The 12005-nt window shown below is 44.7% G+C and carries 12 protein-coding genes; 11 read left to right on the top strand and 1 reads right to left on the bottom strand.

What is annotated here, in order from left to right; translation table 11 throughout:
* On the bottom strand, positions 1-260 hold a 260-nt coding region (locus tag BMY75_RS18860; RefSeq protein ID WP_139199904.1), incomplete at its 3' end, for a transposase family protein.
* A gap of 298 nt (positions 261-558) precedes the next feature.
* On the opposite strand from BMY75_RS18860, the gene BMY75_RS17090 reads away from it, so the two are divergent.
* The 11 genes from BMY75_RS17090 to BMY75_RS18855 form a co-directional block, all read left to right on the top strand.
* Positions 559-1491, top strand: coding sequence for a LysR family transcriptional regulator (locus BMY75_RS17090; protein WP_013483405.1), 933 nt, complete (start codon positions 559-561; stop codon positions 1489-1491).
* Between the two features lie 159 nt (positions 1492-1650).
* Positions 1651-2253, top strand: coding sequence for a redox-sensing transcriptional repressor Rex (locus BMY75_RS17085; protein WP_037286288.1), 603 nt, complete (start codon positions 1651-1653; stop codon positions 2251-2253).
* Between the two features lie 16 nt (positions 2254-2269).
* Positions 2270-4987, top strand: a complete 2718-nt coding sequence (adhE, locus tag BMY75_RS17080; protein WP_074836384.1) for a bifunctional acetaldehyde-CoA/alcohol dehydrogenase — start codon at positions 2270-2272, stop codon at positions 4985-4987.
* A gap of 15 nt (positions 4988-5002) precedes the next feature.
* Entirely contained in the window at positions 5003-5752 is a 750-nt protein-coding gene (locus BMY75_RS17075) for a phosphotransferase family protein (RefSeq protein ID WP_074836381.1), read from the top strand.
* A 17-nt stretch (positions 5753-5769) separates the two neighbouring features.
* Positions 5770-6009: a (2Fe-2S) ferredoxin domain-containing protein gene (locus tag BMY75_RS17070; RefSeq protein ID WP_074836379.1), complete on the top strand. Its 240-nt coding sequence runs from the start codon at positions 5770-5772 to the stop codon at positions 6007-6009.
* 5 nt (positions 6010-6014) lie between these two features.
* Complete coding sequence (locus BMY75_RS17065; protein WP_024857645.1) at positions 6015-6266, top strand: (2Fe-2S) ferredoxin domain-containing protein; 252 nt, start codon at positions 6015-6017, stop codon at positions 6264-6266.
* Positions 6267-6276: 10 nt separating this feature from the next.
* The gene (locus BMY75_RS17060) at positions 6277-7953 is read left to right on the top strand and encodes a [Fe-Fe] hydrogenase large subunit C-terminal domain-containing protein (RefSeq protein ID WP_074836377.1); all 1677 of its coding nucleotides are present in this window, start codon (positions 6277-6279) and stop codon (positions 7951-7953) included.
* Positions 7946-9115 (top strand): SpoIIE family protein phosphatase, encoded by a 1170-nt coding sequence (locus BMY75_RS17055; protein WP_074836375.1) that lies wholly within the window; start codon positions 7946-7948, stop codon positions 9113-9115. The genes BMY75_RS17060 and BMY75_RS17055 overlap by 8 nt, the downstream gene beginning before the upstream one ends.
* A 16-nt stretch (positions 9116-9131) precedes the next feature.
* Positions 9132-10568 (top strand): 4Fe-4S dicluster domain-containing protein, encoded by a 1437-nt coding sequence (locus tag BMY75_RS17050; protein ID WP_074836373.1) that lies wholly within the window; start codon positions 9132-9134, stop codon positions 10566-10568.
* Between the two features lie 788 nt (positions 10569-11356).
* Positions 11357-11578, top strand: coding sequence for a dockerin type I repeat-containing protein (locus tag BMY75_RS17045; RefSeq protein ID WP_242940277.1), 222 nt, complete (start codon positions 11357-11359; stop codon positions 11576-11578).
* Between the two features lie 167 nt (positions 11579-11745).
* Positions 11746-12005, top strand: a 260-nt coding sequence (locus BMY75_RS18855; protein WP_139199904.1) for a transposase family protein, incomplete at its 3' end; no start/stop codon positions are given.

Below are 12005 nucleotides of genomic sequence, written 5' to 3'. Positions count from 1 at the left end.
GCAAAAGTACTATGTCTGCACTCAGGATTTATGCATTTCATTTTACGTGTGGTCACTATAAGGATTGTCTTCCGGTCAGAGATAGGTAGATCCTGTATTTCTCGCGTATGATAAGAATGCACTCTACCGGTCATCGTTCCACAGTATGGGCAGCATAATTTTTCCAGAGTTGAAGTTATATATAAAATGATTTCTGAATCGGTAATACGTGTATCACACAGTCTGTAGTTTCTATCCAATGAACTGATTACAGCATTCATTTCGCATCCCTCCGATAGTATTTGACATCTATATTATATCACTTTAATGATTTAATGTCAACTAACATTGGAAAGAGCCGATTATGCGCTTACCATCAAGAAGTTTTTTTCCCTTAACGTATGCAGCTACTTTAGTTATGAGTTAGGCAGCATTTCTTGACATTCTGTTGTGCATAACAGAGAATGGAAAGTCATTTAAGAATAATCGATCGTGCGTTTGGCGTGTATGGCGTATATGATGATATTGACATCTCCACGGAATGATGATATAATAAACAAAATTGACGGGGGTGAATTTATGAATATCATACATATGAAATATGCTGTCGAGGTGGCGAGGATAGGCTCGATAAACAAGGCGGCAGAGGAACTTCTGATAGCACAGCCAAACCTCAGCAGAAGCATAAAAGAGCTTGAAGCAGATCTGGGAATTACTATATTTTCAAGAACTTCCAAGGGTATGAACCTTACTTCCGAGGGCGAAGAGTTTATCGGATATGCACGCAAGATACTTGACCAGATAGACGATGTTGAGCGTATGTACCGTCAGGGCGTGCCGAAAAAGCAGAAATTTTCTATCTCTGTTCCCAGGGCCGGTTATATCTCGGAAGCCTTTGCTGAATTTTCACGAACGATCACAGGTGATTCGGCAGAGCTTTCCTATTATGAAACCAATGCTCACCGCGCTATAGATAATATCTTTACTTTAAAATACAAACTTGGTATAATCAGGTATGCCTCCGTATATGATAAGTATTTTAAACGCTTTCTTGAGGAAAAAGGTCTTGAATATGAACTCATAGCTGAGTTTTCGAATATGCTTGTAGCGAGCAGAGAGAGCAGTATAGCATCGCTTGATGAAGTGCATTTCGATAATCTCACGAATATGATCGAGATAGCCCATGCTGACCCTTATGTGCCGTCGCTGCCGCTTTCAAACGTTAAAAAGGAAGAGCTGCTTGACAGCATTGGCAGGAGAATATTCCTGTTCGAGAGGGGGAGCCAGTTCGATCTTTTATCTTTGAATCACGAGACTTATATGTGGGTGTCGCCTCTTCCTGACAGGATACTGGATATTTATGGTCTTGTGCAGAAAAAATGCATAGACAACAAGCGCCTGTACAAAGATGTTTTGATATATCGTAAAGGATATAACCTTACCGAACTTGACCACAGGTTCATAACAGCGCTAATCAAATCGAAGAGGGCTTATTTCACTAAAGATAGCTAAAATGACGTAAATACGAGTTTTAACACAGTTTTCTGTAAATTGGAAACTGTGTTTTTTATTTGGTTACGGTTATATCGATAAAGATAATATCGATATACTTTTTTGGTTATTCCGTTCAAATTAAAAAGATGTTATAATTGAATTATCGGAGGTGAGATAGTGAAAGGACCGATATTCTCCAAAGCAACGCTTGGCAGACTGCCTGTATATCTGGATTATCTGAGGACAGGCGACCATGGCGAGAACATCTCTGCGGCTGAGATATCAAGGGCATTAGGGCTTGGTGATGTTCAGGTGAGAAAAGACCTTAACGCAGTCAGCGGTACAGGCAGACCAAAGGTAGGCTACAAGACCACTGAACTTATCGCGGCACTTGAAGCTGTTCTCGGCAGAAAAGCAGCGACCCCTGTTGTTATTGTCGGTGCGGGAAAACTTGGCAAAGCACTGTTTGATTTCGAGGGGTTTGAAGAATACGGGATAAAGATCTCTGCGGCGTTTGATGTTGATAAAAGCCTGCTGTGCGACAGGATACTCTCTATGGATACTTTTACCAACTACTGTCGGCTATATGATATCCATGCTGGAATAATCACAGTGCCTGCCGCCTGTGCGAAAGAAGTCTGCGAGATCATGATAAAGAGCGGGATAACTGCGATATGGAATTTTGCACAGATCGAGCTGGATGTTCCGGAGAATATAACGGTTTGTCAGGAGAATCTGGCGCTTTCACTGGCACATCTTACCATGAAACTCAGAAAATGATATGGAGGAAATTTCAATGGCAAAGAAAGAATACGAGATCGTTGACGGTGTTGAAAAGCTGGAAGCCGCCCTTGAAAGAGTAAGGGCAGCACAGAGAAAAATGGCAACATTTACTCAGGAGCAGGTAGACAGGATATTCTTAGCTGCTGCCACCGCAGCAAACCGCGCAAGAATAGATCTTGCTGAGCAGGCTGTTGCAGAAACTGGTATGGGTATCGTTGAGGACAAGGTCATCAAGAATCACTATGCCAGCGAATACATATACAACAAGTACCGCGATACCAAGACCTGCGGTGTTCTTGAAGAGGATAAATCAGCAGGCATAAAGAAGATAGCAGAGCCTATCGGCGTTATCGGTGCGGTAATACCTACTACCAATCCTACTTCCACTGCGATATTCAAGTCTCTTATCGCGCTGAAGACCAGAAACGGTATCATCATCAGCCCTCATCCACGTGCAAAGGAGAGCACCATAGCAGCAGCAAAGGTTGTACTTGAAGCAGCTGTCGAAGCGGGCGCTCCAGAGGATATCATTGCATGGATAGACATACCCAGTCTTGAAATGACAAATATGCTGATGAAAGAGGTAGATATCATACTCGCTACCGGCGGTCCCGGAATGGTACACGCTGCATATTCCAGCGGTAAGCCTGCACTGGGTGTAGGTGCGGGAAATACTCCTGCTATCATTGATGAAAGTGCAGATATCCTGCTTGCTGTAAACTCAATAATCCATTCCAAGACTTTCGATAACGGCATGATATGCGCTTCCGAGCAGAGCGTTATCGTACTTGACAGCATATACGATGCAGTAAAGACAGAGTTCGCTGCAAGGGGCTGTTACTTCCTCAAACCCGATGAACTGAACAAGGTAAGAAAGACCATCATAATCAACGGTGCGCTTAATGCTAAGATAGTAGGACAGTCTGCCGCTAAGATAGCTGAGCTTGCAGGCGTGACAGTTCCCGAGGGCGCAAAGATACTCATAGGTGAAGTTGAGAGTGTTGATATCTCCGAGGAATTCGCTCACGAGAAACTTTCTCCCGTACTTGCTATGTACAGGGCTTCCGATATTCAGGATGCATTCGGCAAGGCTGAACACCTCATCGCTGACGGCGGTTACGGTCATACAGCTTCAATCTATCTCGATGCTGTACGCGAGCAGGAGAAGCTCTCCGAGTTCGGCGAAAGAATGAAGACCTGCCGTATACTTGTTAATACTCCCTCTTCTCAGGGCGGTATCGGCGACCTTTACAATTTCAGGCTCGCACCTTCCCTCACACTGGGCTGCGGTTCATGGGGCGGAAACTCGGTAAGCGAGAACGTTGGAGTAAAGCATCTGCTGAATATAAAGACAGTTGCCGAAAGGAGAGAGAATATGCTGTGGTTCAGAGCACCCGAAAAGGTATACTTCAAGAAGGGTTGTCTGCCTGTTGCTCTTGATGAGCTGGATAAGGTCATGGGCAAGAAGAAGGCATTCATCGTCACCGACAGCTTCCTGTTCAAGAACGGCTTCACCAAGCCTGTTACAGACAAGCTGGATGAACTGGGCATCACTCACGAGACATTCTCCGATGTTGCTCCCGACCCCACACTTGCCTGTGCTATGGAGGGCGTAAAGGCTATCAGAAGCTTTGACCCTGATGTTATAATCGCAATCGGCGGCGGTTCTGCAATGGACGCTGCAAAGATCATGTGGGTTATGTACGAACACCCCGAGGCTGATTTCATGGATATGGCGATGCGTTTCGTCGATATCAGAAAGAGGATATACACATTCCCGAAGATGGGTGAAAAGGCATATTTCATATGCGTACCTACTTCCTCGGGTACAGGTTCCGAGGTCACACCTTTTGCTGTTATCACCGATGACAAGACAGGTCACAAGTATCCTCTTGCTGATTATGAGCTTATGCCTAATATGGCTATCGTTGATACCGATATGATGATGAGCGCTCCCAAGGGTCTGACTGCCGCTTCCGGTCTTGACTGCATGGTGCATGACCTTGAAGCGCTGGTATCAGTAATGGCTACACCTTTCACCGATGGTATCGCTCTTGAATCTCTGAAAATGACCTTTGATAATCTGCCCGAATGTGTAGAAAACGGTCAGACAGCTGTAATGGCAAGAGAAAATATGGCTCATGCGGCTACTATGGCAGGTATGGCTTTCGCTAATGCTTTCCTGGGTATTGGTCACTCACTGGCACACAAGCTGGGTGCATATCACCACCTGCCTCACGGCATCTGCTGCGCACTGGTGATAAGCGAAGTCATCAGATTCAACGCTTCTGATGTTCCTGTTAAGATGGGTACTTTCCCTCAGTACGAATATCCTCAGGCTGCCGCTAAGTATGCTAGGATAGCAAGATATCTCGGCGTACAGGGCAGCAGCGACAATGAACTTGTCGAAGGTCTTATTGCAAAGATAGAAGAACTCAAAGAAGCTGTGGGCTGCAAGAAGACTATCGCTGAGTACGGTATCTCCGAGGAAGACTTCCTCGCTACTCTTGATAAGATGTCAAGAGATGCATTTGATGATCAGTGTACAGGTGCTAATCCCAGATATCCTCTCATCAGCGAGCTGAAGCAGATATATATGAACGTATACTACGGCAGAACTTTCACTGAGACTGAGAAGCCCGATGCTAGCCAGATAGACAGTGCTGAAAGCAGCAAGGATTTCAAGCAGGCATTCAACCGTGCAGTAAGCAGCGGCAAAAAAAGAGTATAAACGGAGGAACTGTATATGAATCTGGATCGTGTAATAGCTGTCAGAAATACCAAGACGGTGTATCGTGACGGTGATAAGTGTATAAAAGTATTCAATGATACTTACAAGAAGTCTGAGGTGCTCAACGAGGCACTGAACCAATCCATGGTTGAAGAAACAGGCATAAATATGCCACGCCTGAAAGAGGTTCTTATGATAGACGGCAAATGGTCTATCGTTTCTGAATATATAAACGGCAAGACCCTTGCGCAGATGATGGAAGAGGAGCCCGAGAAGAAGAGAGAGTATATCGAAAAGCTGGTAGATATCCAGCTTGATATACACTCCAGAACCTGTCCCATGCTGAGAAAGCTGAAAGACAAGATGAACAGCAAGATAAGTCAGACTGACCTCAATGCAACAACAAGATATGATCTTCATACACGCCTTGAAGGTATGCCCAAGCACTATAAGCTCTGCCACGGTGACTTCAATCCCTCAAATGTAATAATTACTGAGGACGGAACTCCCTATATCATCGACTGGGCACACGCTACACAGGGCAATGCTTCTGCTGATGCAGCAAGAACGTATCTCTGCTTCTGGCTGGACGGAGATATTGAGGGCGCAGATATGTATCTCGATATATTCTGTGAGAAGAGCAATACCGCCAAGCAGTACGTTCAGAAGTGGATGCCTATCGTTGCGGCTTCACAGTCGGTAAAGGGTAACGAAAAAGAGCGTGAGTTCCTGCTTTCGTGGGTAGACGTTGTAGACTATATGTAATATGTGAGGTGCTAGATATGAAGGTAACTGTATGTATTGGTTCTTCCTGCCATCTGAAAGGCTCGCGTCAGGTCGTTGAGCAGCTTCAGTATCTTATCGCAGAAGCAGATCTCGGTGACAAGGTAAAGCTTGGCGGAACATTCTGCATGGGCAAATGTCAGCAGGGTGTATGTGTAACTGTTGATGATGTGTTCTACTCGGTAACTCCCGAAACGGTCGGAGAGTTCTTCGAGAAAGAGATCAAGCAGAAGGTATAGTAACCATGATCATTCAGATATGTGTCGGCTCATCATGTCATCTGAAAGGTTCGGAGAATATGATCGAGCTGCTGAAACAGGCGATAGCGACTCATGATCTTGAAAACGAAATTACACTTGCCGGCAGTTTCTGTGCCGGCAGATGTAATCGCGTGGGTGTGACTGTCACTGTAGACGATGAAGTATACACAGGTGTGACCCCCGAGGGGTTTTCCGAGTTTTTTCAGAAAGCTGTAATGAGCCGTATAGGAAAGTGAGTTGTCATCTATGAGCAGCTGTTTAACATTAAAAAAATCAAATTGTAAAAACTGCTATAAATGCATCAGACACTGCCCTGTAAAGTCCATAAGATTTTCGGGCAACCAGGCGCACATCATCGAACAGGAGTGTATATTGTGCGGTCAGTGCGTAGTAGTCTGTCCCCAGGATGCAAAGCAGATAGTTGATGAATCTGAAAAGGTAAGGGTACTTTTACAAAGCGGTTCTCCTGTAGTTGTGAGCCTTGCACCGTCATTCATTGCAAATTATCACGGGGCGGGCATAGAACAGATGCGTGATGCACTTAAAAAACTTGGTTTTTATGATGTTGAAGAAACAGCTGTAGGCGCGACCCATGTAAAGCGTGAATATGAGCGGATACTAAAAGAAGAAAACAGGGACGTTGTGATATCGTCCTGCTGCCATTCGGTAAACCTGCTGATACAGAAGTACTTCCCCGATCTTCTGCCCATGCTTGCTGATGTTATATCTCCGATGCAGGCGCACTGTGCAGATATCAAAAGGCGTATCCCCGATGCAAAGACTGTCTTCATAGGTCCGTGTGTTTCCAAAAAGGACGAAGCCCAGCATTACGGCGATACAGTCGATGCTGTGCTCACCTTTGAGGAACTTTCAGTCTGGCTGAAAGCAGAGAATATCGAGATAGAACGCAGTTTTTCTGCCGATGAACACAGCCGTGCAAGATTTTTCCCGACAGCGGGTGGTATACTCAAAACCATGGATTGCGATTTGCCTGATTACACATATATCGCGATAGACGGCATTGAAAAGTGCATATCCGTTCTGCGTGAGCTTGAAAAGGGAAGTATACATAAATGCTTCATTGAGATGTCAGCCTGCAACGGAAGCTGTATAGGCGGCCCTGTTATGGAGAATGCTCGGTATACTCCTATTGAAGACCAGATGCTGATAGCAGGATATGCAGGCTCAAAGGATTATGAAGTTGAACAGCCTGATATACTGTACATGAAAAAGCAATTCTCCTTGATAGATCTCGGGCATGCACAGCCAACAGAATCGGAGATACGTCAGATACTGGCGCAGATGGGCAAGTTCGATACTTCCGATGAACTCAACTGCGGTTCCTGTGGATACAATACCTGCCGTGAGAAAGCGATAGCGATATATCAGGGCAAAGCAGATATATCCATGTGCCTGCCTTTCCTGAAAGACAAGGCAGAGAGTTTCTCGGATACCATAGTCAGGAATATTCCCAACGGTATCATAGTGCTTAACGATTCACTGGAGGTACAGCAGATAAACTCTGCTGCTATGGAGATGATGAATATACGTTACGCATCCGATGTTCTGGGAGATCAGGTGGTGCGGATACTCGACCCGAAGGTATTTATGGAAGTAAAGCGGACAGGCAAAGGTGTATATAACGAAAGGATATTCCTGACCGAATACCAGAGATATGCCGAGCGCACCATCGTGCTTGACCGCGAGAGCAAAATGCTCATATGTATCATGCGTGATGTTACCGATGAGGAGAACGCACGCAGTAAAAAGGAAGAGATAAGCCGCAATACTATCGAAGTGGCTGATAAGGTTATTGATAAGCAGATGAGGATAGTTCAGGAGATAGCGTCGCTTCTCGGAGAAACTACTGCTGAAACGAAGATAGCGCTATCAAAACTCAAGGAGTCGATACAGGATGAATAACTTGTGTGCGGATATCGGATTCAAAAGCATAAATCATGTAGGTGAACAGCTGTGCGGAGATCATATCGATATCGTGGAGAACGACGATTCCACGGTCATAGTCCTTGCGGACGGTCTCGGCAGCGGCGTAAAGGCGAGCATACTCTCGACCCTTACCTCGAAGATTATCTCCACCATGCTTGCAGCAGGTCTTCCCCTTGAAGACTGCGTTTCAACTATCGCAGGCACTCTGCCCATATGTTCGGTGAGGGGCGTTGCATATTCCACTTTCACGATAATCCACATCATCAATAACGAAACTGCTGTGCTGATTCAGTATGACAATCCACTGAGCATACTTATCCGCAATGAAAAAGTATGTGACTATCCCAAAACAGAAATGAACATCGGCGGAAAGAAGATATATCGCTCCGAGATAAGATTACAAGAGAATGATCTTATCATATCCATGAGTGACGGCTGCCCCCATGCGGGTATAGGCTTGGCTTACAATTTCGGCTGGAAGCGTGAGGATATCGCGGCATTTATGGAGATGCTTGCACCTGTGGGTTATACCGCAAAGACCTTATCTACCATACTTGTGGATGAGTGCGACAATCTCTACGGACACGAACCCGGTGATGATACCACCGCCTGCGTTGTCCGCATTCGCCGTCGCGTGCCGATGAATATTCTCTTTGGTCCGCCCTCAAATAAAGATGACTGCGACAGAATGATGAGTCTGTTTTTCTCTAAAGAGGGCAAACATATAATCTGCGGCGGTACTACCTCGACAATTGCATCCCAGTGGCTGAAAAAGCCGCTGGTGGCAAGCCTAAGTTTTGAGCACAGTGATGTTCCTCCTATAGCGACAATCGAGGGCGTTGATCTTGTGACCGAGGGTGTCATAACCGTCAACCGCGTGCTTGAATACGCAAAAGATCATATCGGCGAAAATCTGTTTTACGAGAAATGGAGCCACGGCAGGGACGGTGCATCCCTCATCAGCAGAATGCTTTTTGAGGAAGCTACGGATATAAACTTCTATGTTGGCAGGGCAATAAATCCTGCCCATCAGAATCCCGAACTGCCGATAAATTTCAACATCAAGATGAACCTGGTGCAGGAACTCTCAAAGGCTCTGGGAGAGATGGGTAAGCGCATCAAGGTCAGCTATTTTTAAGGGTGTGAACAGATAAATGAAAAACAAAAGAGTATTTGATACCAAGGTACAATACCTGAAATACAAGGTTCTGCGAGAAGTCGCCAGAGAAGCGTGGGATGATACGCTGCTTGAAGATCTTCTGGATATCCCGAAGAAAATAGTATCAGGCAAGACCCCCACAATGCGCTGCTGCGTTTACAAGGAAAGAGCCATAATCGCCGAGCGAGTAAAGATCGCTATGGGCGGCGACAAGGAAAATCCCAATGTCATAGAAGTAATAGATATCGCCTGCGACGAATGTCCTGCGGCAGGATACGAAGTCACGGATTCATGCCGCGGCTGTCTTGCCCACCGCTGTGAGGACGTATGTCCCAGAGGAGCTATATCCTTCGATCACAACCATGTGGCGCATATCGACAAGAGCAAGTGTGTTGAGTGCGGCAGATGTTCAAAGGTCTGTCCCTATTCGGCGATAACAAACCGTGTCCGCCCCTGCCAGAATGCCTGCAAGATAAAGGCTATAAGCATAAACGAGGACGGCGGTGCAGCTATTGATAACGAGAAGTGCATATCTTGCGGCGCTTGTGTATACCAGTGTCCTTTCGGCGCTATAACCGATAAATCCTTTATCCTGGATGTTATCGACATGATAAAGAAAAACAGCCGCGATAAGAAGTCGAAGCTGTATGCAGTGGTAGCACCTTCGATTTCCAGCCAGTTCACCTATGCAAAGTTGGGACAGGTGGTTTCGGGGCTGAAAACTCTGGGCTTCCACGCGGTAGTTGAAGCGGCACTTGGCGCGGATATGGTAGCTTATTCCGAGTCGAAAGAGCTTGTGGAGAAAGGCTTCCTGACCAGCTCGTGCTGTCCAGCCTTTGTGTCCTATGTCAAGTCGGCTTTTCCCGAACTGACCGAACATATCTCCCACAATCCTTCACCTATGGCAGCGATAGCCAAGTACATAAAGGATATCGAACCATCTGCCAAGGTGGTGTTCATAGGACCATGTACTGCCAAAAAAGCAGAAGCTCAGCTGAAAGAGGTCAAAGCCTATGTTGATTCGGTGCTGACTTTTGAAGAACTTCAGGCACTGTTTGACAGCCGTGATCTTGATATAACCCAGCTTGAAGAAGAAGCTCTTGATAATGCTTCGTATTTCGGCAGGATATTCGCACGAAGCGGCGGACTTTCAGACGCCGTCGCCGAAGCGATAAAGGAACAGGGAATAGAGGATTTTGATCTCAAGCCATGTTCCTGTGACGGCATTGAAGAGTGCCGCACAGCGCTGATGAAGAAAAAGCGCGGAGTACTTAACGAGAATTTCATCGAGGGAATGGCTTGCAACGGTGGTTGCATAGGTGGCGCAGGCTGTCTTACTCACGGCGAGAAGAACAAAGCCCAGGTGGACGCTTATGGCAGGGAAGCCCTCGAAAAGACCATCACCGATGCGATATCGGTACTTAAAATGTGACCTGTTGTTTTTGCATAACTGATATATACTGAGAAAAGACATCGCGTTCATACCGAACGATGATGCCTTTTTTCATTGTGGATTTTTTTTGCATATCCGAATAATATGAAAAACCGGCAGCCCCGAATAAGACCGCCGGTTTCTCATAAACCATAACGCCTGTGCTGAGAAGATAGTCTCGGTATTGCTTATAGCATAGTGGACTTTCCGCATCGCCTAATACAAGTAACGACCTTTATGACCTGTTCTTCACGCCAAACCTTTATTTTTTCAAGATATTCTGTACGTTCTACCATATTATGCACCTCACTTTCCCTTAATATATCATATCCAGATCTACTTGTCGATATAAAATTCCGATTTTGGAATTTATAGCTTGAAACTTGGATGAATTATCCGGAATGAGAATTTGCCGATAGAATGACGTAAGCAACACCATAAAATAATATCTAAATAAAAGCATATCCAATATGGCTGAAATATCATTGTTAATTTTATCTACCGCCGATAAAATTAGAACAGGCTGTTTCAATTAGCGCTAAGAATCAAAGTGTTTATGAAAACAAAGCTCCCGAAATTCTAATTCCGGGAGCTGTTTTACGAATGTAAGACTTTATATAGTATCGTAACAGCAGCTGACACGTACCTGATATGTATTACCTCTTTTCCTTATATTAGCCATTGTCTGATTCCACCTTACAATCAGACCTCTGGCATCTCTAAGCCTTTACCATTATTTAAATGAAGATACCGATTCAAGAGAATTCAAACCACTTCTTATGGTGTATGTGAATGTTGACATTGTAATAAACATCACCGACATAACTAAAGTAGCTGTACACGTTAAGGGTAAAAAACTTCTTGATGAAAATGCTCAGAAATTTGCCGATGTTAATAATGACGGAAAAATCAATATTTCTGATATAACTAAATCGCAGCACACGGTAAAGGGAAAATCTTTTGAGCTAATAACAGGAATTTTTTTTTCTGAATGTTTATATAAGATATGATAATAGCAAACAGATGGGTAGATAACACCCAGCTGTTTGCTATTTGTTGTGATTGCTGATTTGCAACGTTTAACGTAAGCGTATAATCGGCTCTTTCCAATGTTAGTTGACATTAAATCATTAAAGTGATATAATATAGATGTCAAATACTATCGGAGGGATGCGAAATGAATGCTGTAATCAGTTCATTGGATAGAAACTACAGACTGTGTGATACACGTATTACCGATTCAGAAATCATTTTATATATAACTTCAACTCTGGAAAAATTATGCTGCCCATACTGTGGAACGATGACCGGTAGAGTGCATTCTTATCATACGCGAGAAATACAGGATCTACCTATCTCTGACCGGAAGACAATCCTTATAGTGACCACACGTAAAATGAAATGCATAAATCCTGAGTGCAGACATAGTACTTTTGC

The organism is Hominimerdicola alba (genome assembly GCF_900109655.1).
Taxonomy (GTDB): domain Bacteria; phylum Bacillota; class Clostridia; order Oscillospirales; family Ruminococcaceae; genus Hominimerdicola; species Hominimerdicola alba_B.
Note: the sequence above shows the minus strand (reverse complement) of the source record. Positions and strands in the feature narration are given on the sequence as shown.

Coding starts and splice junctions, on each gene's coding strand:
- BMY75_RS17050 (WP_074836373.1), top strand. CDS start 9,132: ATGAAAAACAAAAGAGTATTTGATACCAAGGTACAATACCTGAAATAC.
- BMY75_RS17060 (WP_074836377.1), top strand. CDS start 6,277: ATGAGCAGCTGTTTAACATTAAAAAAATCAAATTGTAAAAACTGCTAT.
- BMY75_RS17055 (WP_074836375.1), top strand. CDS start 7,946: ATGAATAACTTGTGTGCGGATATCGGATTCAAAAGCATAAATCATGTA.
- BMY75_RS17065 (WP_024857645.1), top strand. CDS start 6,015: ATGATCATTCAGATATGTGTCGGCTCATCATGTCATCTGAAAGGTTCG.
- adhE (WP_074836384.1), top strand. CDS start 2,270: ATGGCAAAGAAAGAATACGAGATCGTTGACGGTGTTGAAAAGCTGGAA.
- BMY75_RS17070 (WP_074836379.1), top strand. CDS start 5,770: ATGAAGGTAACTGTATGTATTGGTTCTTCCTGCCATCTGAAAGGCTCG.
- BMY75_RS17075 (WP_074836381.1), top strand. CDS start 5,003: ATGAATCTGGATCGTGTAATAGCTGTCAGAAATACCAAGACGGTGTAT.
- BMY75_RS17090 (WP_013483405.1), top strand. CDS start 559: ATGAATATCATACATATGAAATATGCTGTCGAGGTGGCGAGGATAGGC.